This window comes from Streptomyces sp. NPDC002513 (assembly GCF_053595355.1).
The window spans coordinates 12,438-36,385 of the sequence record NZ_JBSFXK010000069.1 but is presented as its reverse complement, the minus strand read 5'-3'; the positions used below and the strand labels follow the sequence as shown (position 1 = coordinate 36,385).

The 23,948-nt window shown below is 70.4% G+C and carries 25 protein-coding genes and 2 pseudogenes; 21 read left to right on the top strand and 6 right to left on the bottom strand.

Going from position 1 to position 23,948, the window contains the following annotated elements; genetic code table 11:
- Positions 1-93: 93 nt before the first annotated feature.
- A pseudogene (locus ACWD5Q_RS30600) lies at positions 94-339 on the bottom strand (CBS domain-containing protein); the annotation flags it as partial.
- 246 nt (positions 340-585) lie between these two features.
- Here ACWD5Q_RS30600 and ACWD5Q_RS30595 point away from each other — a divergent pair.
- Positions 586-675 (top strand): annotated as a pseudogene (locus ACWD5Q_RS30595) (XRE family transcriptional regulator); the annotation flags it as partial.
- Between the two features lie 559 nt (positions 676-1,234).
- Here the strand turns inward: ACWD5Q_RS30595 and ACWD5Q_RS30590 are convergent.
- Positions 1,235-1,912 (bottom strand): CBS domain-containing protein, encoded by a 678-nt coding sequence (locus ACWD5Q_RS30590; protein WP_451430318.1) that lies wholly within the window; start codon positions 1,910-1,912, stop codon positions 1,235-1,237.
- A gap of 101 nt (positions 1,913-2,013) precedes the next feature.
- Between ACWD5Q_RS30590 and ACWD5Q_RS30585 the strand changes: the two genes are divergently transcribed.
- A complete protein-coding gene (locus ACWD5Q_RS30585; protein WP_451430317.1) occupies positions 2,014-2,370 on the top strand; it encodes a hypothetical protein in 357 nt (118 codons plus the stop codon).
- A gap of 36 nt (positions 2,371-2,406) precedes the next feature.
- Here the strand turns inward: ACWD5Q_RS30585 and ACWD5Q_RS30580 are convergent, their stop codons facing one another.
- Positions 2,407-4,227: a multicopper oxidase family protein gene (locus ACWD5Q_RS30580; RefSeq protein ID WP_451430316.1), complete on the bottom strand. Its 1,821-nt coding sequence runs from the start codon at positions 4,225-4,227 to the stop codon at positions 2,407-2,409.
- A 354-nt stretch (positions 4,228-4,581) separates the two neighbouring features.
- Entirely contained in the window at positions 4,582-5,484 is a 903-nt protein-coding gene (locus ACWD5Q_RS30575) for a CBS domain-containing protein (RefSeq protein ID WP_451430315.1), read from the bottom strand.
- 126 nt (positions 5,485-5,610) lie between these two features.
- Here ACWD5Q_RS30575 and ACWD5Q_RS30570 point away from each other — a divergent pair, with 126 nt between their 5' ends.
- The 9 genes from ACWD5Q_RS30570 to ACWD5Q_RS30530 all read left to right on the top strand — a co-directional run bounded on the left by ACWD5Q_RS30570 (position 5,611) and on the right by ACWD5Q_RS30530 (position 13,421).
- Positions 5,611-6,090 carry a hypothetical protein gene (locus ACWD5Q_RS30570; protein ID WP_451430314.1) on the top strand — a complete coding sequence of 160 codons (480 nt, stop codon included), beginning with the start codon at positions 5,611-5,613 and terminating at the stop codon, positions 6,088-6,090.
- Complete coding sequence (locus tag ACWD5Q_RS30565) at positions 6,087-7,028, top strand: hypothetical protein (RefSeq protein WP_451430313.1); 942 nt, start codon at positions 6,087-6,089, stop codon at positions 7,026-7,028. Before ACWD5Q_RS30570 ends, ACWD5Q_RS30565 begins: the two co-directional genes overlap by 4 nt.
- A 19-nt stretch (positions 7,029-7,047) precedes the next feature.
- A complete protein-coding gene (locus tag ACWD5Q_RS30560; protein ID WP_451430312.1) occupies positions 7,048-8,478 on the top strand; it encodes a V-type ATPase 116kDa subunit family protein in 1,431 nt (476 codons plus the stop codon).
- A complete protein-coding gene (locus ACWD5Q_RS30555; RefSeq protein ID WP_451430311.1) occupies positions 8,463-8,879 on the top strand; it encodes an ATP synthase subunit C in 417 nt (138 codons plus the stop codon). Before ACWD5Q_RS30560 ends, ACWD5Q_RS30555 begins: the two co-directional genes overlap by 16 nt.
- A 10-nt stretch (positions 8,880-8,889) precedes the next feature.
- Positions 8,890-9,123 carry a hypothetical protein gene (locus ACWD5Q_RS30550; protein WP_451430310.1) on the top strand — a complete coding sequence of 78 codons (234 nt, stop codon included), beginning with the start codon at positions 8,890-8,892 and terminating at the stop codon, positions 9,121-9,123.
- Positions 9,120-9,638 carry a hypothetical protein gene (locus ACWD5Q_RS30545; protein ID WP_451430309.1) on the top strand — a complete coding sequence of 173 codons (519 nt, stop codon included), beginning with the start codon at positions 9,120-9,122 and terminating at the stop codon, positions 9,636-9,638. Before ACWD5Q_RS30550 ends, ACWD5Q_RS30545 begins: the two co-directional genes overlap by 4 nt.
- 62 nt (positions 9,639-9,700) lie before the next feature.
- The gene (locus ACWD5Q_RS30540; protein ID WP_451430308.1) at positions 9,701-11,389 is read left to right on the top strand and encodes a V-type ATP synthase subunit A; all 1,689 of its coding nucleotides are present in this window, start codon (positions 9,701-9,703) and stop codon (positions 11,387-11,389) included.
- The gene (locus ACWD5Q_RS30535) at positions 11,386-12,795 is read left to right on the top strand and encodes a V-type ATP synthase subunit B (protein ID WP_451430307.1); all 1,410 of its coding nucleotides are present in this window, start codon (positions 11,386-11,388) and stop codon (positions 12,793-12,795) included. Before ACWD5Q_RS30540 ends, ACWD5Q_RS30535 begins: the two co-directional genes overlap by 4 nt.
- Entirely contained in the window at positions 12,792-13,421 is a 630-nt protein-coding gene (locus ACWD5Q_RS30530) for a V-type ATP synthase subunit D (RefSeq protein ID WP_451430306.1), read from the top strand. Before ACWD5Q_RS30535 ends, ACWD5Q_RS30530 begins: the two co-directional genes overlap by 4 nt.
- 144 nt (positions 13,422-13,565) lie before the next feature.
- On the opposite strand, the gene ACWD5Q_RS30525 is transcribed toward ACWD5Q_RS30530, so the two are convergent.
- Positions 13,566-13,988 (bottom strand): Hsp20/alpha crystallin family protein, encoded by a 423-nt coding sequence (locus ACWD5Q_RS30525; RefSeq protein ID WP_451430305.1) that lies wholly within the window; start codon positions 13,986-13,988, stop codon positions 13,566-13,568.
- A 465-nt stretch (positions 13,989-14,453) separates the two neighbouring features.
- Between ACWD5Q_RS30525 and ACWD5Q_RS30520 the strand changes: the two genes are divergently transcribed.
- From ACWD5Q_RS30520 to ACWD5Q_RS30505, 4 genes are all read left to right on the top strand, one after another.
- Positions 14,454-14,747: a DUF1918 domain-containing protein gene (locus ACWD5Q_RS30520; protein ID WP_451430304.1), complete on the top strand. Its 294-nt coding sequence runs from the start codon at positions 14,454-14,456 to the stop codon at positions 14,745-14,747.
- A gap of 21 nt (positions 14,748-14,768) precedes the next feature.
- The gene (locus ACWD5Q_RS30515) at positions 14,769-15,650 is read left to right on the top strand and encodes a universal stress protein (protein WP_451430303.1); all 882 of its coding nucleotides are present in this window, start codon (positions 14,769-14,771) and stop codon (positions 15,648-15,650) included.
- A gap of 275 nt (positions 15,651-15,925) precedes the next feature.
- Complete coding sequence (locus tag ACWD5Q_RS30510; protein WP_451430302.1) at positions 15,926-16,915, top strand: Acg family FMN-binding oxidoreductase; 990 nt, start codon at positions 15,926-15,928, stop codon at positions 16,913-16,915.
- A gap of 205 nt (positions 16,916-17,120) precedes the next feature.
- Positions 17,121-17,846, top strand: a complete 726-nt coding sequence (locus tag ACWD5Q_RS30505) for a CBS domain-containing protein (protein WP_451430301.1) — start codon at positions 17,121-17,123, stop codon at positions 17,844-17,846.
- A gap of 28 nt (positions 17,847-17,874) precedes the next feature.
- On the opposite strand, the gene ACWD5Q_RS30500 is transcribed toward ACWD5Q_RS30505, so the two are convergent.
- Positions 17,875-18,318, bottom strand: a complete 444-nt coding sequence (locus ACWD5Q_RS30500; RefSeq protein WP_451430300.1) for a universal stress protein — start codon at positions 18,316-18,318, stop codon at positions 17,875-17,877.
- A gap of 269 nt (positions 18,319-18,587) precedes the next feature.
- On the opposite strand from ACWD5Q_RS30500, the gene ACWD5Q_RS30495 reads away from it, so the two are divergent.
- From ACWD5Q_RS30495 to ACWD5Q_RS30470, 6 genes are all read left to right on the top strand, one after another.
- Positions 18,588-19,109 carry a hydrogenase maturation protease gene (locus ACWD5Q_RS30495; protein WP_451430299.1) on the top strand — a complete coding sequence of 174 codons (522 nt, stop codon included), beginning with the start codon at positions 18,588-18,590 and terminating at the stop codon, positions 19,107-19,109.
- 203 nt (positions 19,110-19,312) lie between these two features.
- Positions 19,313-20,482: a 4Fe-4S dicluster domain-containing protein gene (locus ACWD5Q_RS30490; RefSeq protein ID WP_451430298.1), complete on the top strand. Its 1,170-nt coding sequence runs from the start codon at positions 19,313-19,315 to the stop codon at positions 20,480-20,482.
- Positions 20,483-20,505: 23 nt separating this feature from the next.
- Positions 20,506-20,955 carry a cyclic nucleotide-binding domain-containing protein gene (locus tag ACWD5Q_RS30485; RefSeq protein WP_451430319.1) on the top strand — a complete coding sequence of 150 codons (450 nt, stop codon included), beginning with the start codon at positions 20,506-20,508 and terminating at the stop codon, positions 20,953-20,955.
- The gene (locus ACWD5Q_RS30480) at positions 20,952-21,758 is read left to right on the top strand and encodes an FAD/NAD(P)-binding protein (RefSeq protein ID WP_451430297.1); all 807 of its coding nucleotides are present in this window, start codon (positions 20,952-20,954) and stop codon (positions 21,756-21,758) included. The genes ACWD5Q_RS30485 and ACWD5Q_RS30480 overlap by 4 nt, the downstream gene beginning before the upstream one ends.
- A 1-nt stretch (position 21,759) precedes the next feature.
- Entirely contained in the window at positions 21,760-22,551 is a 792-nt protein-coding gene (locus tag ACWD5Q_RS30475) for an NADH-quinone oxidoreductase subunit B family protein (RefSeq protein ID WP_451430296.1), read from the top strand.
- Positions 22,548-23,918, top strand: a complete 1,371-nt coding sequence (locus ACWD5Q_RS30470; protein WP_451430295.1) for a Ni/Fe hydrogenase subunit alpha — start codon at positions 22,548-22,550, stop codon at positions 23,916-23,918. Before ACWD5Q_RS30475 ends, ACWD5Q_RS30470 begins: the two co-directional genes overlap by 4 nt.
- Positions 23,919-23,948: the final 30 nt, after the last annotated feature.

The window sequence follows — 23,948 nt, the reverse complement described above, 5'->3', positions numbered from 1 at the left end:
GATCCGCGACGACATCCACGAAGCGTTCCTCAGCCTGGCCTGCGGCATCATCTGCTGGCGCCGACTGGTCAACCTCTCACTTTGTTAGGAGTTCTTAGCCCGCTCCCAGGCCTCCAGATGCGGAATCGGTGTCCGGCCGGACGGGTCGGCCTGGTCTGCGCACTTGCGCAGCAGGTCGGCCTCGGACACCACGCCCATGGGGCGGTCCAGTTCGTCCACCACGGGAACGGCCGTGACATCGTTCTCCGACAGCAGCTTGACGATCTCCTTGAACGGCATGTCACGCCGCGCCCGCACGACTCGCCGGGTCATGAGTTCTTCGACCGTTCTGTGGCGCACGTCCGCGCTCCCTTCCGGTCGTGACAGTCGATTGTGGTCCCGTGTCCGTCGGGTCAAGAACACATCGCTCGCGGGTGAGCCGCGTGGCCCGTGCTGGAGGCCAGTGGTCCCGAGGAGGCCCGTCCGGGCCGGAGCCCCTGGACCCGGGCCGACACCGCGTGCGCCGGACTCTCGGACAGCGGCACGTTGGGGTACAGCACGATTGTGAGGGACGGGCGGCGATCAGGCGAACTCGCCTCGGCGATCGACGAATGCCAAGCCCTGCTCTCCAGACACGGTGTCGGGCGCGTCGCGGTCTCGACACCCGACGGACCGGCGGTCGTCCCGCCAGATCACACCTCGGAATGCGGTGGGTCTTTGGCCGGGGCAAGCTGAAGCCATGGTCGAGCATTCCGTGATCGTGGAGGCGCCCTGCGGATCTGGCGGTCGCCACGTAACGGTCGACGACGAGATCCTGGGCACTGCGTACTCGCTGCACGACTTGACGGCGCTCCTGCAATTCGCAGGGCTGCTGGACGGGGATGAGCTGGACGTGGCCGAATCGGAGCTCATCGAGTGGCATGGCGGTGGTCCGGAGGTGTGGCCGCGCCAGGGTGGTGGGCCGGACTGCTGGGCGGGGCCGGCCCGGCCCGGCCCATCTGTGAGGGAGACGAGGCCGGCCTGACAGGGGTCGGACCGGCGAAGAGCCCAGGTCAGGGTACGGCGCTCGGGGGTCGGCGGGTGGTCGTGGGCGCCTCGTACCGGTCTCGCTCCTGACCGGCGTGCGGAGCGGGGTGCCCAGTGGGGGCCGGGCTCAGTCGTGCGGGACGACGGCGACGGGGTAACGTGCATGATGGCGATCACGCGATCTCACCTCGGCGATCAACCGCGCCGCCCATCCGTGCCGGCGGTCCTGTCACAGCGTGTCCTCGGATTCCCCCCGAGCACCGGACTCGCCGGTGAGATGGGGCTCCACGTACACCACACCCTCCACGGCGCGGACGAGGCGTGCGGCAACCGAGACGAGTGCGGTGTCCTGGACCCGTCCGCGGAGGGTGACGACTCCCTCGTGCACGTTCACGTGGATGGTGTGACTGAGGGCGGGGAACAGGTAGGACACCACCGTGCGGCGCACCTCTTCCTCGATGTCGTCATCCGGCCGTAGGAAGACTTTCAGCAGATCCCCGCGGCTGACGATCCCCTTCAGCATGTCCTCGTCGTCCACCACGGGAAGGCGCTTGACGTGCCTCACCGCCATGATCCGTGCCGCCTGGGCCAGCGTGACGTCGGGATGCACCGTGATGGCGGGGGTGCTCATGACCTCCTCGGCGGTCGCCGCTCCCGCCTTGGCGATGTCAGCCAGGCGCTCACGCTGCTCGTACAGCGTCAGATCATGGTCGTGGAACTCCTCCTTCGGCAGGAGGTCGGCCTCGGAGACCACACCGACGACGCGCCCATCGCCCTCCAGGACGGGCAGAGCACTGACCTTCCACTGTCCCATCGTCTGCACGATCTCCTTGAAGGGCGCGTTGCGTCTGACAGCGACCACATTCCGGGTCATCACATCGCTCACGATGTGCGGAGTCGCAGGCACGTCGGACCTCCTCCCATCGCCCGGTCGGGGCACATCGCCTGTGCCGTAGGGCGTGTACAGAGCATGATCAACGCCTCGGCGCACGCAGGGCGCCGGACCTCGTGGTCGAGACCGAGCAGCATCTGTTCCCGCCGGACTGTAACGACGGGTGGCTCTGTGGCTTCGTTCCGCCCGGCCGTATGACTCCACCATCGCTGCAAACCGGGACAGTGCAACCCGGCGGCCGGTCCCGGGCGGGCGAGCGGGTCCGCATCGCGGCGTTTCCCATGCTCTCGTCGGCCGGACAGGAGAAGGCGATGGGGATGATGGAATTCCCGCTGCTCGTGGGCGTCGACGGATCGGATTCCAGCCTGCGGGCAGTGGGCAGGGGGCCGGCCGGCCCCCTGCCCCTGGCCACGAAGGGCCGTGGCCGACTCTGCTGCGCCATGCGGTGGATCCGGCTGCATGTCTGTGGCTGAGGCCGGCTACGGGGCCGGTTCGGCTGCGTCCGACGATCAAAGTCCTTGTGGGTTTCTCGGCGAGGTGTTCTGTGCCGGTCCGACGCGGTAGGGCCGCATCATCTCGTTGTCCTCGTGTTCGAGCATGTGGCAGTGCCATACAAACAGGCCACTCCGGTCGAACCTCGCCTTCAGCCGTGTGACGGTGCCCGGGTAGGCGATGGCGGTGTCCTTGAATCCGCGCTCCCATGGTTCAGCGGGCAAAGGGGTTTTCTGCCCGGTTCTGCGCCGGTCGACGATCTGGAACTGGACCTCGTGGACGTGGATCGGATGAGCATCGGCGGTGAAGTTGTGGATCTCCCAGATCTCGGTAGCTCCCAGCGCCGGATTCTCCGTCACGGGATCATCCCATCGCATGAGGACCGGTTTCCCGCTTCTGTCGACGGTCCCGAGCAGCACGTTGCGAGGACCGACGTGCTCCAGAACCGCGGAGTCCTGTTCATTGAGGGAGAGTCGGCGGACACGGTCCGCCGTACCCAGAGGCACGAGTGACGGCAAGGTCAGTTGGGACGGGGGCACGCTCATGTCGGGCGAAGTGGGGGATCGGACGACGAATTTCAGGACCTGTCCCGTCGTGCCCGGGTTCGCGGGCGCGAAGTCGGTTCCCGCCCTCCCGCCTTGAAACGCGGAGTCGGGGCCCTCGTTGATGAGGTACAAAGCGGTGCCGACGGGTACCGAGGTGAAGTCGATGATCACGTCGGCGCGCTCCGCGGGAGCGATGAGCAGCTGCTCGCGTCGTACGGGCGCGGGAAGGAAGCCCCCTTCACTTCCCAGCTGCCAGAAGGCGAGGGCCGGTTCCGCGGGACGGCGGGCGACGGGATCGGCGGCGACCTTGAGAATGAGGTACCGCGCATTGCACCCGTTGAGCACACGAAGTCGGTAACGTCGGGCTTCGACGTCGAGGACTGGCCAGGTCCTGCCGTTGACCACCATGGTGTTGCCGAAGAACTCGGGATTCCATATCGGCGGGACATCGCTGTCCGGCACGTAGGGGCCCTTGAATCCGTCGAAGAAAGCGCGTCCCGCAGGGTACAGAAGACTGCCGTCCTCGGAGAAGGATCTGTCCTGGATCACGAGCGGGATCTCGTAGCAGCTCCGGCCCGGTGGGTCTCCAGGGCGAGGGGCAGGCCCGGGCAGGACGCCGTCGGGCAGGTCGGCCGGCCCCCCGCGCAGAAGATAGAACCCGGCCAAGCCGGCGTAGACGTTGAGTCGTGTCACACCCAAGGCGTGATCGTGGAACCAGAGAGTCGCCGCGCGCTCTTCGTTGGCGTACTGGAAGACGGCTTCTCCCGGGGCCCACGTGACGGCGTAGGCGGCCTCGGCCTTGTGCTTGTACACGTCGTAGAAGGATCCGACCCGGGCGTAACGGGCGGGTATGTCGACAGCTTCGGGCAGGTACCAGGCTTCGGGGTACCCGTCGCTTTCCTCGGTGTTCCGGCCTCCGTGCAGATGCGTCACGATCGGCACCGGGCCGGTGTACGGACCCGGCGTCGAACGGAACACCGAGTGGCCGTCCCGGCCCCCCGTCCCACCCGGCGGGTTCGCCCAGTGCAGTGCCGGGTCGACCGGCAGCAGGTGGGGCAGAAAACGGCCCGAGCGATCGAGCAACTCGTTCTTCCACCGCACCCGCACGGGCGTGCCAACCCGGGCTTCCATGGTGAATGCGGGGTAATGGAAGGTGCCGGGCTCCTCTGTGGAGCCGTATCCCCACACCGTCGTCGTCGGCAACCCGGGGGGCAGCACTTGCTGCCGGAATTGACGGACACCGATGGAGTAGTGGTCGATCCCGCCCTCCGAGCCGTGGTCGGACCGTGGCATGACCGGAGGGACGACCAGACACGTGCGGTACTTTCCGATGCGTTCCGGGTCCAGAGCCATGCGCCCCGCCGGTGACGACAGGCGCGCCGGGACGAACCCGATACCGGAGGGAAGGAGGACGAACGCGCCTCCGCCAACGGCAGCCTGGATCACGCGCCGTCTCGTCACCACACCCGTTCTCCCTTCGCCTTGCCGGACCGAAGGCGGTCCGCGTCACACTCGCAAGATTGCACAGACCGCGGCGCCCGGGGCTGCGCAGTTACTCCGTACAGGGCGTCCGGGGTGGTCAAGACGCGGCATGGCCACCGGGGGACCGGCCGGTCACCCGGTTGGCGTCCGTACCGGCACACCCGGTCATACGGCGGTGAGGTGGTTGGTCACCTCGATCACGTCGTCGATGTCCTCCACCTCGGACAGCAGCCTGGACATCGAGGCTTGTGACATCCGGCCGGTGAACTCCACCACGCCGTCGTGCACGTGCACCTCGACCGTGTCGCGGTCGGCGGGGGAGCAGAAGGCACGCATCTTCGTATCGATCTCCTGAAGAATTCCGGCGTCGTCCCGTATCAGGGCCTGCAGCAGCGTGTCGCGGCGCACCACGCCCACCAGGCGCCCGTCGTGGTCGGTGACCGGGATTCGCTTCAGGCGGGACAATGCGGCGAGCCAGGCGGCCTCCGCGACGGTGGCCCCCGGCAGCACGGTGATCGCGGGACTGGTCATCAGGTCTGCCGCCGTCTCTCCTCGCGCCTTGCCGTGCAACTGCCGCTCCCGCAGTCTGCCGAGAGGTCCGGATGGGTGACCGGACGCTTCGAACGCCACCTTCGCCAGCAGATCGGACTCCGACACCACGCCGACGACCCGGTCGCCGGCGTCGACCACCGGGATCGCGCCCACGTGCTCACGTGCGAGCAGCCGTGCGATCTCACGGTAGGACAGGTCCTCCCGCATCGACGAGGCGGGCACGTCCATCACGTCCCGTACCAGTGGTCCCACGGGCCGTGGCGGCTTCTCGCCGACAAAGCCGCCGGTCTCCCGCTCAGCTCCGGGGACCGGACCTGGTCCTGTCGCGGAAGGCGGCTCGCCGGTGGCAGGGGGCATGACGGCCCGGGCCCCCGCGTGTTTGGCCGAGACCGTGGCGACAGCACCGAGATAGCGCAGCAGCATGTCCTGCCGTCCTTCCTCGCCGGGGCGCCAGTGACTCGACGGCACCGCACGGCGGGCCTCGGCGCCCGTGGAATGGCTCTCGCGCCTGCTCATGAGGGCCTCCAGACTTCGTAGGTTGCCTCTTGTCCCAGTCTCGCCCTCCACCCGGCCGGGCCAAGAGCCGAACGGCCCTGATGGGGTGGCTGTGCGGTTCATCCGATGCGAGCCTGCACAGGAGCAGTGAGACTGAAGGGGGACCAGACCGGCAGGAGGACGCTCGTGGTGAGCCTGCGGGATTTCCTCGCGCGATTCCGTCCGACCGGTGCGCCGGGGGCGGCCGTCACCGGAGTCCCCGCCGACCGGGCGGCGGAGCGTGCCGCGGAACTGGACGCGCCTCTGGCACTCCTGACGGATACTCAGGAGGAGGCGGCAGGGATTCGCGCATCGGCGGACCGTGAGGCGGCAGCCATACGGGAGAGAGCCGCACGGCAGGCGGCCGACATCGTGGCGGCGGCGCGGTCCCGGACTCCGCAGGTCCGGCAGGAGGCCGCTACGCCCTTTCGTCGCGCCGCGGTGCGGGAGGCGGAGGAACTTCGCGCGGCTGGTGAACGCGCCGCCTCGCTGGTGCGCGAGCGGGCGCGGGAGCGCATGACGGCCCTGGTGGACCGTGCGGTCGCGGACGCGCTGCGCAGCGCGCGCGGACCGGGGGGAGCGCCGTGAGTGCCGGGTGGGTCGCGGGAGTGGTCCGGGCCCGCGCCCTGACCAGCCGTTGCCCGGGCCCGGCCGGCGCCCGGGAGATGGCGAGCGCCGTGACACTGCAGGACGCACTCCGACGGCTGGCCGGGACCCCCTACCGGAAGTACGCGCGGGCGGTCGTCGATCTGCCCGAGGCGCAACGGGCGGTCTCCGCCACGCTGCTGTGGCACATGCGAGTGTTGGCCGGCTGGCTGCCCCCCGGCGGAGCCCGCCTGCTGCGCCCGCTCGCCGCTGGTTTCGAGGTCGCCAACGTCGCGTCCCGTCTGTCGGCACAGCACCACCCGGGCCCGGACCCCGAGGCCCCGGCGTGGCAGCCGTACCGGCTCGGCGCCTTGGAGACCGCCTGGCGGAGTCTGGAGCGTGCCCGTACGCCCGCGGAACTGCGCGCTGCGCTCGCGGCTTCGGCGTGGGGCGACCCGGGCGCGGACACGCCGTGGGCGCTGGTGTCGGGCATGCGTATGGCGGCTGCCCGATGGACGGCCACGGCCGTGCCGTCCGCCCGGCGGTGGGCCCGGGGACGCGCCGCTCTGCTGACAGCGCGCGAGGTGTTCGTACACCAGCGCCGCCTGTCAGAGCCCATGCGCCGTGACGCGGCGGAGTTGCTGGGCTCGCGGGCGGTCGACGCTGCCTCCTTCCGGGACTTTTGCGCCCGCCTGCCGTCGGAGGCCCGCTGGGTCCTGGCGGACGTGGAGGAGCCGGGAGACCTGTGGCGGGCGGAGGCCCGCTGGTGGCGCGTGGTCGACCGGGACGGCGCCGGGATGCTGCGGGATGGGCGGTACGGGCCCCAGGAGGTGGTGGGGGCGGTCGCGGTGCTGTCCGTGGATGCCTGGAGGGTGCGGGCGGCCCTGGAGTCGGCGGCCCGGGCCGGACGGCTGCTGGAGGAGTTCGATGCCCTGGTCTGAGGCTGTGACACCTGTCCGGATGCGACGTGTGGCGGTGGTCGTACCGCGCGCGGCGCTGCGGGACACGCTGGTGCGGATCGCCGAGGCGGGATGTGTCGAGCTGGACCAGGTGGAAGAGGCCGCCCCGGGGCCGGCGGCCCGACGGCTGCAGCGGCTGGAGGGCCGTCCCGAGTCGGTTCCGCCTGCGACCGCGGGCGTGCCGTCGGTCGCGGGTCAGGCTCCCTTCCTGGCAGCCTCGGAGCCCGATCTTGACGTCCTGGAACGGCAGGGCAGCCTGGGGCTGCTGGCGGGCGAGGCACAACTGGAGGCGCGCATCCAGGGGGCCGTGCTGCGCGGGGACGTGGCGGCGCTCGCCGGATGGTGCCCGGCGGGGGAGGTACTGCGGCTCGCGCGGAGGCTCACCTCCGCCGGAGGTGCGCTCGTTCCGCTGCGCACCCCGCCCGGGACCGATCCGCCGACGCTGCTGCGGTCGACGCAGGCCGCGTCGTTCACTCCGCTGGTGGCGACGTACGGCACACCGCCCTACGCGGACATCGACCCGTCGTGGGCCGCCGGCATCACGTACGTCGTGATGTTCGGGATCATGTTCGGCGACGCGGGTCACGGGGCGCTCCTGGTGCTCGGCGCGCTTGCGTTGCGGTTCGGGCGACCTCGCAGGCTCGCCCGGTTCAGTCGCCTGTGGCCCTTCTTCGCCGGTGCCGGGCTGGCGGCCATGTTCGCGGGTGCCGCCTACGGCGAGTTCTTCGGGCCGACAGGTGTGCTGCCCGTGCTGTGGCTGAGCCCGTTGCAGAGCCCTGCACGTCTGCTGGCCGCCGCGGTGGCCTTCGGAGCGGGGCTGCTGGTCGTCGCCCATGCGGCCGGTACGGTCAACCGCTGGCGGGAGGGCGGTGCGGGCAAGGCGCTGTATGCGGCGTCCGGCTGCGCGGGGCTCCTGTTCTTCCTGGGGCTCGGACTGACGGCAGCGGGGCTCACCCTGCACCACCAGGCCACCGCCATCCTTGGAGCGGCGCTTGCCCTGGCAGGGCTGGCGCTGGCGGCGGTGGGGCTGTACCGGGCCACGGCGGGAGGCTTCGCCGGGATTGCCGAGACCGGGGTGCGGATGTTCGACGTCGTGGTGCGCGCGGGCACCAACACGGTGTCCTTCGCGCGGCTCGCGGCGTTCGGTCTCACCCATGCCGCGCTCGCGGATCTGGTGTGGCGCGGCACCACCGGCCTCGCCGGGCGCGGAGCCGCAGGTGTCGCCGGGGCGGTGGCGGTCTTCGTCGTAGGCACCGCCGTCTCCCTCGCACTGGAGGCCTTGGTGGCCGGCGTTCAGGCGCTGCGGTTGGAGTTCTACGAGATCTTCTCGCGGCTCTTCGAGACGGAGGGCCGTCCGTTCCGCCCCTGGCACGTCCCGTCGGCGGCAGCGGCCGAAGCTGAAACGGAGGTGACCGGGTGCTCACCTGGTTGATGGTCCTGCCCGTGCCGGCCGCGGCGCTCGGCGCCGTACGGCTGTTGCGGCAACGCCGGACGAGACATGCGTTCCGCTGGATCCTCGCGACGAACGCCGCTCTCCTCGGCGGTGCGTGCGTGCTGCTCGCCACGGTTCTCGCCGGCGCCGCGCAGGCCGCGCCCGCCCGGACCGCCGCGGCGACCACTGTCAACGGGTCCGCGCTGATCGGGGCCGCCATCGCGGTGGCCGGCGCGTCGGTCGGAGCGGCCATCGCGGTCGCCTACACCGGCGCGGCGGCGCTGGCCGCGCTCAGCGAGCGCCCTGAGATGTTCGGCCGGGCCATGGTGATCGTCGGCCTGGCCGAAGGCATCGCCGTCTACGGACTGGTGGTCGCGATCCTGCTGATCGGAAAGGCTTGACCCGGAAGGCATGGCTATGGGCACGGTGGCGGCCATCGGCGCGCGGAGCAGGATCGGCGGGTTGGTCCTCGCCGGAGTCGACGTCCTGGTCGCGGAGCACCCCGACGCCGTCCGCGGGGCCTGGCGGGCGCTTCCCGAGACGATTTCCTTGGTGATCGTCACGCCGGAGGCGGCCGAGGCCTTGGGGACCGGGACGGCCGCGCCTGATCCCTCCCGTCCTCTGACGGTGGTGATGCCGCCATGACCCCTTCCGCCACCGGCCCCGCCGACCCCCTGGACCCCGTGCGCGCCGGACTGCTCCGTGCGGCACGGGCGGATGCCGGTGTCGTACTGGCCCGTGCGCGGGCGGACGCGGACGAGACGGTGCGCAGGGCGCGGGCGGAGGCGGAGGCGCTGTTGGAACGGGCTCGGGAGCAGGGTGCGGCCGACGGCACCGCCGCTGCGGCACGTGACCGGGTGCGGGCCCGGGAGGAGGCCTGGGCGCGGGAACTCGCCGCGCGCGCCGAGGCCTACGCGGACTTCTGTCACAGGGTGCGCGCGGGCGTGCGAGACGCGCTGGCGCAGACCGATGGGCTCCGGGGCCGGCTGGAGGCGCGGGCCCGGACACTGCTCGGAACCGGCGCGCGGGTCGCGGCCACCCCCGATGGCGGCGTGACGGCCGAGACACCCGGCCGCCGGGTCGACCTCTCGGCCGCCGCCCTGGCGGACCGTGCCCTGCAACGCCTCGGCGCGGAGGCCCAGAACCTATGGGTGCCATGACGCCACCGTTCGCCGCGGAAAGCCACCGGCCCGGCGAAGACGGACCTCCGCGCGTCCTCCGCGTGGCCGGGCCCCTCGTCGAGATCGCCTGCACCACCGGCGTTGCCATGCGCGACCTGGTCCTGCTGGGCGAACATCGGCTGCCGGGCGAGGCGGTCGCGATCAACGGCGATGTCGTCACCGTCCAGGCGTACGAGTACACCGGCGGCCTCGCACCCGGCCATCCCGCCGTCCCGCAGCGCGGACCACTCGCGGTGAGGCTGGGACCCGGCTTGCTCGGCGGCGTCTTCGACGGCCTGCTTCGCCCCCTCACCCGCGCCGGAGACGTCCTCGTGCCGGGCGAGTGGAGCACCCAACCGGACGGTCGCACATGGCCGTTCACCCCGTGCGTGGCCGAGGGAGCTCACGTGTCGGCGGGGGACGTCCTCGGCGACATCGCGGCGTCGGTCCCCCTGCGCGCCCTCGTACCCCCCGGGTGCGCAGGGATCGTGACGCGGATCGCCGAGGCGGGGGAGCATGGCGAGGATTCCCTGGCCGCGGTGGTGGACGGGCACGAGGTGCGCATGGCGCAGACATGGCCGGTGCGCAGGCCCCGTCCGATCCGGGAGCGGCTGTCGGGCGCGGTGCCGCTGCACACCGGCCAGCGGGCCGTCGACCTGCTGTTCCCCGTGGCCCGTGGCAGCACGGTCGCCGTCCCGGGCGGGTTCGGCACCGGAAAGACCATGCTGCTGCAGCAGATCGCCAAGTGGTGCGACGTCGACGTGATCGTCTACGTCGGCTGCGGTGAGCGCGGCAACGAGATGGCCGACGTCATCGAGGAACTGTCCGCACTGACCGACCCCCGGACCGGGGGCCGCCTGGCGGAGCGCACGGTCACCATCGCGAACACCTCCAACATGCCGATGATGGCCCGCGAGGCAAGCGTGCACACAGGTGTGACGGTCGCCGAGTACTTCCGGGACATGGGGCTCGACGTCGTCGTGATCGCCGACTCGACGTCTCGCTGGGCCGAGGCTCTGCGGGAGTTCGCTTCCCGGATGGGCGAGCTGCCCGCCGAGGAGGGCTATCCGGCGGGGCTCGCCTCGGAGCTGGCTGCCTTCTACGAGCGGGCGGCATCGGTGCGCACCCTCGGCGGCGCCACCGGTTCGGTCACCGTCATCGGTGCCGTGTCGCCGCCCGGCGGTGATCGCACCGAGCCCGTCACGGCCCACACGGAGCGGTTCGTGCGGTGCCTGTGGAGCCTCGACCGCGACCTGGCCTACGCGCGCCACTACCCGGCGGTCTCCTGGGCGGACTCCTTCTCCCGGGACGCAGCCGCGCTGGCCGCCGCGCACGCACGCGCCGGTGACCCCCAGTGGGCCGAGCGGCGCGGGCGGGTGGCCGGCCTGCTCGCCGAGGCGGACCGGCTGGCCGATCTCGTGGAACTGGTCGGTGTCAGTGCCCTTCCGCCGCGGGAACGGGTGAGCGTGCTCGCCGGACGGCTGGTACGGGAGGGGGTCGTTCAGCAGAACGCGCTGTCGCCGTCGGACGCGTACTGCACGCCCGAGAAGACAACAGCCCTTGTGGAGGCCGTTCTCACGGTGATCGACCGCTGCATGGAGCTGGCAGACTCCGGCGCCCCGGTTGAGGCGGTCGAAGCGGTCGACTTCACCCCGCTGCTACGGGCCCGTGAGGACGCGGGGCCGCGCGAGACCGCCCCCGTCACGGCGGCCCGCGACACGGTGCTGGCACGGCTCTCGGAGGCCGGATGAGGGTACCGGGCGAAGTCGAGTACACAGGCGTGCGGGAGCTCCGCGGCCCGCTCGTGGTCGTGGAGGGGGTGACTGCTGTCGGCTGGGACGAGTTCGCCACGATCGTCCTCGACTCCGGAGAGCGCCGGCACGGACTCGTCCTGGAGGTGGACCGGGACCTGGCGGTCCTGCAGGTCCTCGAGGACACGGCGGGAATGGACCGGACAGGCACACGTATCGCGTTCTCAGGTGCGCCGCTGCGGGTCCCGGTCGGCACCGGATGGCTGGGCCGGGTGTGCAACGGGCGGGGCGAACCGGTGGACGGCGGGCCCCCCGTCGTCGGTTCCGTGGACGCCGCGGTCGGCGGTGCGCCGATCAATCCGGTGCGCCGGGAGCCGCCCACGGAACCGGTGCTCACCGGAGTGGGCGCCATCGACGTCCTCACCACCCTGGTCCGGGGGCAGAAGCTCCCCGTGTTCTCGGCTGCCGGCCTGCCGCACATCGAACTGGCGGTGCAGACGGCCGCCCAGGCGACCTGTGCCGGCGAGGCGTTCGCCGTCGTCTTCGCCGGCATGGGGCTCACACACGCCGACGCGGCGTTCGTCCGCGAGGGTCTTGCGGAGCGCTCCGCCGCCAAGGAGCTGGTGCTGCTGCTCAATACCGCGGACGACCCGGTGATCGAACGGTTGCTGACACCACGGCTCGCGCTCACGGTCGCGGAGCACCTCGCGTTCGGAGAGGGCCGCCATGTCCTGGTCGTCATGACGGACATGACCGCCTACTGCGAGGCGCTGCGCGAGGTGTCCGCGGCCCGGGGCGAGATTCCGGCCCGGCGGGCCTATCCCGGCTATCTCTACAGCGACCTCGCTTCCCTCTACGAGCGGTGCGGCAGGGTCAGGGGCCGTCCTGGATCGGTGACTCTCCTGCCCGTGCTCACGATGCCCGCCGGGGACATCACCCACCCGGTGCCCGACCTCACCGGCTACATCACGGAGGGCCAGATCGTGCTGTCCGGTGAGACCCACGCCCACGGTGTGTATCCCCCGGTCGACCCGCTCGCCTCGCTGTCGCGCCTGATGCGCAAGGGAGCAGGTGCGGGAAGGACCCGCGACGACCACCCGCACGTCGCCGCCCAGTTGGTCGCCGCACTGGCCCGCGCCCGGCAGGTGCGGGAACTCGCCGACCTGATCGGACGCCCGGCACTGAGCCCGACCGACCGCCGGTACCTGGACCTGGATGACGCGTTCCTGCGCGGGTTCCTCGCTCAGGGCGCGGACGAGAACCGGGCGCTCGAAGACTCCCTCGACCGCGTCTGGGACGTACTGCTCACGCTGCCTCGCAGCCAGCTCGACATGATCCCGGCAGCCATGCTCGACGCCCGTGCCGCCAGGGACGACGGCACGGGCGGGGACGGAACACCGTCGTGAACGCACGTCGGCGGCGGGTGCCGCCCGGACGTGCCGGCCGACTGCGGCTGCGGCACAGCCTGAACACCGCTCTGCGCGGAGCGGACCTGCTGGAACGCAAACTACGGCTCCTGCTCGACCGTGAGCGGGAGTCGAGACTGGCGGCGGAGGAGGCCGGCCGCGTCTGGCGGGACAGGCTCGCCGAGGCGGAGACCTGGTGCGCGCGCGGGGTGCTGCTCGGTGGCGAGCGCGCTCTGTCCGAAGCGGCCCCCGCCGACCATGCCCGAATCGACGTCGAGTGGACCGCCTTGATGGGGGTGAGCCACCCGTCCTCCGTGTCCTGGACGGCCCCCGTGCGCTCGCCCGCGGAACGTACACCGGGGAACACGGCGCTCGCTCACGCGGAGGTGGCGTACCGCGTGGCCGTCCGAGCCGCCGCCGAGCACTCCGCCGCCCGCACCGCGGCCGAACTCATCGCGGCAGAGGCCGAACGGACCCGCCAACGGGTTCGCGCTCTGCGCCGGCACTGGATTCCCCGTCTGACACGCGAGTTGGCCGCCGTGGAACTGGCTCTGGAGGAGGCGGAGCACGAGGAAGCAGTACGGCGGCGCTGGGCGGCTTCGTGCCGCGACCGGGCAAGGAGCTGAGCGCGGTCGGTGCTCGACGGCCCGGCACGGCCCTTCCTGTCTCGTTCATCCGTCGCAAGGCCGTCCCTTCGCATCGTGCAGGGTGCCGTGAAGGGGCGGCCCGAGCGGGCGCACCCACCCGGGCCGGGACCGCCGGCCATGGGATCAGGCGTGGTGCGTGACCTCAATGTGCCTGGCCTCAGCCTTTTCACGTCCAAGGCCCACGCTGACCGTGAGCATGCCGTCGGTGTAGTCGGCCTTGACGTCGTCCTCGTTCGCGCCCGGCGGCAGCGTCACACTGCGGCTCATGGAGCCGTAGCGGATCTCACTGCGGTGTTTCTCCGCTTCGTGCTCGGTGCGCTCGGCCTTGAAGGTCAGCACGCCTTCGCCGATGGCGACATCGATGTCCTCGGGCGCGACTCCAGGGAGCTCCGCCCGCATCACGTAGCGGTCACCCTGCGTGTAGTCCTCGATGCGGACCGCGTAGAGGTCACCCATCGTGGGCATCGCGAAACGCGTAGGGAAACCCTCGAACCACTCGGGAATCTCCGGGAACGGAAACTTCTGCCTGCGTGCAAGTGTGGCCATTGCCGTCTCCAGGACTGGTACTGCGGCTGTTGACATCTCCAGTCCACCGCGAACCGCAGCATGCTGCTGAGGCCGAACAGTCCATACCGAGGGTCCCTATGGTCCCCTCGGTGCGGTGATCACCATGTCCGACGTCACCACCACCGATCTGTACGAAGTGACCATGGCCATCTCCTACCTGCGGGGCATCCGGGAGCGGCGGGCACACTGATCGCAGGCCTCCATCCTTGTGACGACGACGCGGAGCCATGGTGGCAGCCGCGCGGGAACACGGCCGCCGTGTCCCTCCCCGTTTCGAGCGGGGGGCCGATGGTCCCCGGCCCGGGGACCATCGGCCCCTGCGAAACCCGCAGGGACGGGCTTTCCTTGAAATGCCGGAAAGGGCTCTTCGACGGCGCGGAATACGTAGTGGCCATGAGCGGCTGCCGAGCCCTTTCCGTCATCACGTCGAGGAGGCGAGACGCCATGACCGCACCCGCCCCGGCCGGGAAGGACCGGCGGACGGAGCACGCGCCCCCTGCCGAATCCACGGGCAGCAGCATGCGCGCTCACGTCGGTGACGAGATCGTCGTACGTGGCACCGCCCCGGGCATCATCGCCCGAGAGGGCGAGGTCGTCGGCGTCCACCACCCGGACGGCAGTCCCCCCTTCGACGTGCACTGGGAGGACACCGACCGGGTGACGCTGTACTTCCCCGGGCCTGACGCGTACATCAAACACCTCGCGCACACCTCGGCACCCGATGGACACGGTGCATGACGGCTCGGTCAGGAGATCACCATGGCCCCACCCCGTCATCACGGGCCGATCGTGGTCGGGGTCGACCCCGACTCCACGAAGCGGATGGCGCTGGCCTGGGCTGCCGACGAGGCCGCGCGGCGGCGGGTGCCTCTGCGTCTGGTACACGCCGAGGGAACGCCGACCGTTGAGTTCCGGAAGTGGCAGGTGCCCCCCTCCTGGGAGGCGTGGAACCAGGTGATGCACCAGGCCGGGGAGCAGACACTCAAGGACGCGGTGGCTTTCGCCGAAGCCCGGCAATCGCAGGTCGAGGTGGCCGGGTTGCTTGCAGAGGGGGACCCTGCGTGGGTCCTGCGGGAGCAGAGCCACGACGCCAGTGCCGTCGTACTGGGCTCGCAACACCTCAGCCGCGTGAGGGAGGTGTTCGGCTCCTTCTCGGTCGCCCTGCCCGTCATGGCACACGCCCACTGCCCCGTCGTGGTCGTGCCCGAACCGGAGCATGTCACCCAGCAGCCCGCGTACTTCGTCGTCGGCGTGGACGGCAGCACGCATTCCGCGGCCGCCGTCGACCTCGCCTTCGAGGAGGCGGCCATGCACGGCGCGGCCCTGCGGGCCGTGTACGTGTGGCAGCCCGGGCTGCTGGGGATGCTCGACGAACGTGCATCGCAGCAGGAATGCCGGCGTCTGCTCTCCGAGACCGTTGCGGGCCGCGGTGCGGAGTACCCGAATGTGGAGCTGCATCACGAGCTGATCAGCGGTCATACCGTGGAGGTGCTGACCGAGGAGTCCGCACATGCTCTGGGCCTGGTGGTGGGAACCCGGGGCCACGGCGGCTTTGCCGGCATGCTGCTCGGCTCGGTGAGCCAAGGCGTGCTGCACCACGCCCGATGCCCCGTCATTGCCGTGCCGGACGCGCCGGCCTGAGTCACCCGGGAACCGTCAGGCTCTGGCGAGGGCTCGCCCGGCTCGGCGTCTGACGGAGCCCGCGTCGTTGGTGGTCACCGCGGGCGCTCTGCCCTCGGTGACCCAGGTCCACTTGGTCCCGAAAGGGTCCGGGTGGCCCTACCGCAGACGTGCCGCCCGCTCCCAGGCTGAACGTGTGGCGACCGTCTCGTCGGTCGTTTCGGGCGGTACGCGCGAGACCGTGCTTCCGGCGGCGCCCGCCGGGGAGATCCGCCCGACGCGGAAGGGAGGCTCCGGTGACCGCAGCAACTGCGGACACGTCCGCCGTCACCCCACTCGTCGAGGCCGCCACGGCGGCTCCGTCCCTGCACAACGCGCAACCCTGGAAGTTCCGGTTCCATCGCGGCAGCGGCACCCTGCGGCTGTACGCCGACCTTGAGCGCGAACTCCCCAGGACGGATCCGGACAACCGAGGCCTGCATCTGGGCTGTGGTGCCGCACTGTTCAACCTGCGCGTCGCCGCGGTGGCAGCCGGCCGGGAGCCCGCCGTTCGCCTGCTGCCCGACGATTCCGATCCGGTACTCCTGGCCGAGGTGGACCTCAGCGGCAGCGCACCTCCGGACGATCCTCTCGCTCTGCTCCAGCCGGCGATCCATCGACGCCACACGAGCCGACACCCCTTCCTCGAGGAGGACATACCAGATGTTTTGAGGGACGGATTGTGCGTGGCGGCCCACCTCGAAGGAAGTCGGATGGTGTTCCCCGATGCCTGGCACGTGCAATCGGTACTGAATCTTGTGCACGACGCCGAATGCTGCGAGGCATGGGCCCCCGATGTACGTGGTGAGACGGCACACTGGGTCCGAACGGAACCCACGAGCGAGATCTCGCCTTCGGACGGCATTCCTGCGGAAGCGCTCGGCCCTGGCCAGTGGGGAGCGAGTTCTCCCGTACGTGATCTCACCGTCGGCCGGCCGGTGGCCGGTCGCGGCTGGGCACCCTTCGAAGAGCATCCTCACATCGCCCTGCTGGGCACGGCCCAGGACCGGCCGGTGGACTGGCTACGGGCAGGGCAGGCCCTGGAAAGGGTCTGGCTCCAGGCCACTCTGGACGGCCTCGTCGCGTCTTTGACCTCTCAGCCTCTGGAATGGCCCGAATTCCGGTGGGCGGTCCGCGATCCGACGTCGGCCATGGCATACGTACAGATGGTGATCCGCCTCGGGTACGGCCCGGAGGGGCAGCCCACTCCCCGGCGGCCTGTGGCCGAGGTGCTCGACATCGTCTGAGCAGAAGGGTTTTCGGATCTCTGCTGCACACCGCTCGGCCGCAGCGCCTACGTGCAGGCCACGATGGGCTGGCGGATCGGGTGTGGAGCCACTGGCGTGAACAAAGCAGACCATGTGACCGCATCTGGCAACCGTGCGGGAGGGCACACCACCTCAGTGTCGGGCAGACCCGGTGCGGAGCACGCGCGCGGAAGGAGCGTGGAACATGCAGCACCGGACTGTCGCCGAAGTCATGACACGCGCTGTCGTCACGGCACACCTCGACTCGTCCTTCAAGCAGATCGCCCAGCTGCTGCGTGACAACGACATCACCGCCGTTCCCGTCATCGACGACGAGGGACACCCCGTCGGGGTCGTGTCCGAGGCGGACCTGCTGCGCAAGGCGGCGAGTCTGCCCGACCCGGAGGGGCGACCGGTGGGCCACCGGCTCAGCCTGGACGAGCTGGCACGCGCCGGCGCTGAAAAGGCTGAGGCGATGATGAGCGCCCCCGTGGTGACGGCACGGCCCGGCTGGAACGTCGTCGAGACCGCCCGCACCATGTACCGACACAAGGTGAAACGGCTACCCGTGGTCGATGACGTCGGCAAGCTCGTCGGAATAGTCAGCCGGAGTGACCTGCTGAGGCCCTTCCTGCGCACCGACACGGCAATCAGCGACGAGATCCACCAGGATGTCCTGGGTGCCACCCTGGGAATTCGTCCGGGCACCATCCGCGTCGACATACGCGAGGGAGTGGTGACCCTGACCGGCCGTGTCGAGGAGAGGTCCCTCATCCCGGTCATCGAGCGACTTTGCCGCTCCGTCGACGGCGTGGTCGCCGTCCACCAGTCGATCGGTTACGCCCACGACGACCTCGGGTCCGACCTGGAGCCGCCCCGGCTGAGCAACAGACGAGATCGTGGTCAGCAGACCACTGCACACCGTGAATGAGGTGAGCAGGCACTCGATGGTCTTCGGGTCACGACGCTTTCGAGCGGACGATCACGACGGGACAGTTCGCGTGCTGCGCGACCCGGTGGCTGACGGACCCCAGAAGAGCTCGGGCGAAACCGCCTCGCCCGTGGCTTCCGACGACGAGGGCCTCGGCCCCCTCGGCCGCCCGCAGCAGCACGTCGGCGGGGTTGCCGCGCACCAGAAGCGCCCTGACCGAGGACGCCCCCTCGGTGCCCAGCACGTCCCTCAGCTCCTGGATCAGTCTTTGCCGGGCGTTGTCCTCGTCCAAGGCAGTGTCCACGACCGGACCCGACCAGCCGTACATCCCCGGCAGCTCCCACGCGGCCACGGCATCCACACTCCCGCCGATCTGGTCGGCATACCGTACGGCCCACCGCAGCGCCGCGCGCGAGGACGCCGATCCGTCGATGCCCACCACGACACGCGGCGCCGACGCCTCCTTGTCCATACCCCTCACCTCTCAAGCAGCCACTCACGCTCCTCGACTCCACGCTGCGCGACTCCACGGCGGCCCGCCACGGGAAGCGCCCGATGGCACGGCATACGGGTGCGGCCTGCGGACAGTGCCTCAAGCGGGTGCGCAGTCTGTTCGGCTGATACGGGGCGTGTCGCCCGCGGTCGGGACGCGCTGCCGCTGACACTGAGGGAATGGGGCCCGAGACCCGTCGCGTGCGGGGCCGCCCGGACGCATCGCGCCCGAGCAGGGAAGGCAGTCCGGTGGCGGCGTTCGCCGGTACAGCGGTCATCGGGATCGGTAACGAGTTCCGGCGGGACGACGGTGTCGGTCACGCGGTCATCGCGCTGTTGAGGAAGCGCTCCGCGGCCCGGCCGCTGCCGCCCGGCACCGTGGTACAGGAGTGCGACGGCGACCCCGGACGGCTGATCGACCTGTGGCAGGACACCGGTCTGGCCGTTGTCGTGGACGCCTGCTTCCCCTCTCCCGCGCATCCGGGTCGCATCCACCGCTGGTACCCGGCACAAGGCGCTCCTGTGCGCTGGCCCACCGCCGGACGACACAGCAGCCACGCACTCGGTCTCTTCGAGTCTGTGCACCTCGCCCAAAGCCTCGGCCGCGGTCCCGGCCGTCTCATCGTGTACGCGGTCGAGGGAGCCGATCGGTCGTTGGGCACAGGTCTGACGCCGTCGGTGGCCGAGGCGGCACGGAGGCTGGTGGAGCGCATCGAGGAGGACGTCGTACGGCAGGCCGAGGCCACCCGAGGAGAGATGCGCGCCGATTGATGCGCTCATCGCACGATCGCCGCACCAGCTCGGCCATTCAGTTCCGGACCGCCAGGACACGCCGCACTGACTCGGTCCACGCGCCAGAAGGATCTGACAGGCTGTCAGTGGTCTGCGTGTGATCCCCCGACGCGGTGGCGTCGCTGACCGACGCCGTTGCTCCAGTCCTCCCGGTCCGGAGGCCAGGATCGAGAGGAAAGTCGATGACCGATCCCGGGAACGCTGGAGCGGCTCTCGACGGGCGGGCCGAGGCGGTCCTCGGCCGAGACGCTCTCCATGAGCTGGTCCGCGTCCTGAAGCAGCGCGGCCGTACGGTGATCGGCCCCACGGTTCGGGACCGGGCCATCGTGCTGGCCGAACTGGATTCCGGCGACGATCTGCCGCACGGCTGGGGAGTCGAGCTGGAGGCCGGGCGGTACCGGATCCGCCGGAGGGCGGACACCGCCGTCTTCGCGCACAGTGCGGGGCCACAGTCCTGGAAGTCGTATCTGCACCCCCAGCGCGTCCGACAGTGGACTGCGGATCGCGACTCCGAGGGTGAGCTGACGGTGCGCGAGGAGAAACCGCAGACCGTGTCGTACGCGTTCCTCGGGGTGCGGGCCTGCGATCTGCGGGCCATCCGCATCCTGGACCGGGTGATGATCGGCGGCCGGTTCCCGGATCCCGCCTACGGCTCCCGCCGCACGGGTGCCTTCCTGATCGCGGTCGAGTGCACCGAGCCGGGGGCCACCTGCTTCTGCGTGTCCATGGACTCGGGACCGGCCGTGGACACCGGGTACGACCTCGTCCTCACCGAGGTGCTGGACGACGCCGGTCACCGGTTTTTGTGCCGGAGCGGGAGCGAGGAGGGCGCCGCCGTGCTCGCCGCGCTCCCGACGCGGACCGTGGATGACACCACACGCACCGCGGCGGTCGACGCCGTCAGGGAGGCTGCCGAGCACATGGGCCGGTCCATGCCGCCTGTCGACCTGCGTGCCCTCATGCGCGACAACCTGGAGGCCGACCGCTGGGACGACGTCACCGCTCGCTGCCTGAACTGCGGAAACTGCACCATGGTGTGCCCCACCTGTTTCTGCACCACGACCGAGGACGTCAGCGATCTGACCGGGGACCACGCAGAGCGCTGGCGTCGCTGGGACTCCTGCTACGACCTCGACTTCACCCTGCTGCACGGCGGTCCCGTCCGGGCGAGCAAACGCAGTCGCTACCGCCAGTGGCTCACCCACAAGATCGGCACGTGGCACGACCAGTTCGGCAGCACCGGATGCGTGGGCTGCGGGCGCTGCATCGTCTGGTGCCCCACCGGCATCGACCTCACGGAGGAAGCACACGCCCTGCATCAGGAGGCCACGGGGGAGAGGGCCTCGGGATGAACTCACGGACGGACTCGGATCCCATGACGGGGATGCTCGCATCCCTTCCGGTGGAGCACCGCGAACGGCTCATGGGACTCGGGCACGAGGTCGACCACCCCGGCTCCATCCGGCTCTTCGAGGAGGGCGGAGAGGCCGACCGCTTCTGGATCATCCGCACGGGAACCGTCGCGCTCGACGTCCAGATCCCCGGCCGCGGCCCAGCCGTCGTGGAAACCATCGGCCCAGGCGGCCTGCTGGGCTGGTCATGGCTGTGCCCACCGCGCCAATGGCATCTCGGCGCCGAGACGCAGAGCCCCGTGTCGGCCTGGGAGTTCGATGCCGTGGCAGTCCGTGAACTGTTCGCCACACACCCGGCGTTCGGCTTGGCGCTGGTCACCTTCGTCGCCGAGACGATCGGCCACCGGTTGCGGGCGACCCGCACGCGGTTGCTCGACCTGTACGGCCCACAAGCAGGCAGACCGACGCCATGACGCTCGTTCCCCTCGCCCATCGCGTCGTGGGCCGGCAGCGTGAGACGGCCGACACGGTCACGCTCGACCTGGAGCCGGTCGGGAAGTCCCTGCTGCCCTTCATGCCGGGCCAGTACGCGATGGTGTACGCGTTCGGAGTCGGTGAGATCCCCCTCTCGGTGTCCCGCACGGCCGGGAACGGGCGACTCACCCACACCATCCGCGCGGTGGGCGCTGTATCCCGTGCGCTGTGTGGTCTGCAGCCGGGTGCGTCGGTCGGCGTGCGCGGCCCGTTCGGCAGAAGCTGGGACGTGACCGCCGCACGGGGACATGACGTACTCGTCGTCGCCGGAGGCATCGGACTCGCGCCGCTGCGCCCCCTGATCCACGCCGTCCTGGACGAGGGCCACGCGTACGGGCGGCTGAACGTCCTCGTCGGAGCACGGACCCCCGACGACCTGCTGTACCAGGATGAGTTTCCCGCCTGGAGGAAGCCGTTCAGCGCCGTCACGGTCGACCGGCCCACCGGTGACTGGACCGGAAGGGTCGGAGTGGTCACCACGTTGCTGGACGAAGCGCGGTTCACCCCGACGGTCACCATCGCGTTCGTGTGCGGCCCGGAGGTCATGATCCGCGCCACCGCCCGTGAGCTGATCCACCGAGGAGTGCACTCCGACCGCGTCCGGATCTCCTTGGAACGCAACATGCGCTGTGCGACCGGCCACTGCGGACACTGCCAGCTCGGCCCCCTGCTGCTCTGCCGTGACGGGCCCGTCGTCGGCTACGACCTGGCGGAACCGCTGCTCACCGTAAGGGAGCTGTGAGATGACCGACACCGTTCCGTCCTCGGAGCATCCCCTTCCCCGGCTCGGCGTGTTCAAGTTCGCCTCGTGCGACGGCTGTCAGCTCACCTTGCTCGACTGTGAGGACGAACTACTCGGTCTCGCCGGTGAGTTGGAAATCGCTCATTTCCTGGAAGCGTCCAGCGAAGTCGCCCCCGGACCGTACGACCTGGCACTGGTCGAGGGTTCGGTCTCCACACCGGAGCACGTGGAACGCATCCGGCGCATCCGCACGGAATCCCGGCACCTGGTCACCATCGGTGCCTGCGCCACGGCCGGAGGTGTCCAGGCACTGCGGAACTACTCCGACGCGGCGGAGTACGTACAGGTGGTCTACGCCCGCCCCGACTACATCCAGACCCTCGCCACCTCCACCCCGATCTCCGCGCATGTCCCCGTCGACTTCGAACTGCGCGGCTGTCCCATCGACCGCACCCAACTCCTGGAGGTCATCACCGCCTTCCTCGCCGGCCGCAAGCCGGGCATCCCCAACCACAGCGTCTGCTTCTCCTGCAAGCAACGCGGCAACGTGTGCGTCCTGGTCGCCCACGGCACGCCCTGTCTCGGCCCCGTCACCCACGCCGGGTGCGGAGCCCTCTGCCCCACCTACGGGCGCGGCTGCTACGGCTGCTTCGGACCCGCCGGAACCACGAACCTGCCCGCACTCATCCCCGTGCTGCGCCACGACGGAATGAGCGACGAGGAGATCGGCAGGTTTCTGCACACCTTCAACGTCACCGCCTTCACCGCGGTGGAGGAGGACGACCGGCCGTGACCGAACCTGCCGCCGATACACGGGTCCTCCGCATCCCAGCGCTCACCCGCGTCGAGGGTGAGGCCGCCCTGCGTCTACGGATCCTCGACGGCACCGTCACCGAGTCGTGGCTGAGGATCTACGAGCCCCCTCGGTTCTTCGAGGCCTTCCTTCGTGGCCGCGCCCACACCGAGCCCGTCGACATCACCTCGCGCATCTGCGGTATCTGTCCGGTCGCCTACCAACTGAGCGCCTGCCGAGCCATCGAAGACGCCTGCGGGGTTGTTGTGGACGGCCAACTCGCCGCCTTGCGACGCCTGCTGTACTGCGGCGAATGGATCGAGAGCCAGACCCTGCACATCCATCTGCTGCACGCTCCGGACTTCCTCGGTCACGAGAACCTGATCGACATGGCACGCACACACAGGGAACATGTCGAGCGAGGGCTGCGTCTGAAACAGACGGGCAACGCCGTCATGGAACTGCTCGGCGGCCGAGCCATCCACCCCATCAACGTCCGCCTGGGCGGCTTCCACCGCACGCCAACCCGCTCCGAACTCCGCCCACTCGCCGAGCGCCTGCGCGTCGCCCTCGACGACGCCTGGGACACCGTACGCTGGGTTGCCGGCTTCGACTTCCCCGACGCCGAGTGCGACGCCGACCTGCTCGCCTTGGCCGAGCCCGGCACCTACGCCATCGAGACGGGCGTCCCTACGGTCCTGCTGGCTGACGGCATGCTGCCGACGTACAGCTTCCCCGTGCGTGACTTCCAGGACCACGTCACCGAGGTGCAGGTGCCGCATTCCACCGCACTCCATTCCCGGCTGGACGGCCGCAGACACCTCACCGGCTCGCTGGCCCGCTACGCCGTCAGCGGCCACCTGCTCTCCCCGCTGGCCCTCCAGGCCGCACGGGAAGCCGGACTGAGCGACCCACCGCTGGCCGGCACGGTGCGCGGCGAAGTCTGCAGAAACCCCTACCGAAGCATCCTCGTACGGGCCGTGGAGGTCCTGTACGCGGTGGAGGAGGCCCTGCGGCTCATCGACTCGTACGAGCCTCCGTCCCGCCCGTACGTGGACGTGCCTCCCCGACCGGGCGTCGGGCACGGCGCCACCGAGGCGCCGCGTGGCCTGCTCTACCACGACTACGCCCTCGACGATGACGGACGCGTCACGCAAGCCTGCCTCATCCCACCCACCGCACAGAACCAGGGCGCGATCGAGGAGGACCTGCGTGATCTGGTCCAAGCTGCCTTGAGACGGGGCCACACGTCCGACGCCGACCTCGCCCACCTGTGCGAACGAGCCATCCGCAACCACGATCCGTGCATCTCATGCTCGGCCCACTTTCTGGACCTGGACATCGAACGTGGGTCGAACGGCTGTTGACCCCACCCTTCAGCTGGAGGCCATGCGCCG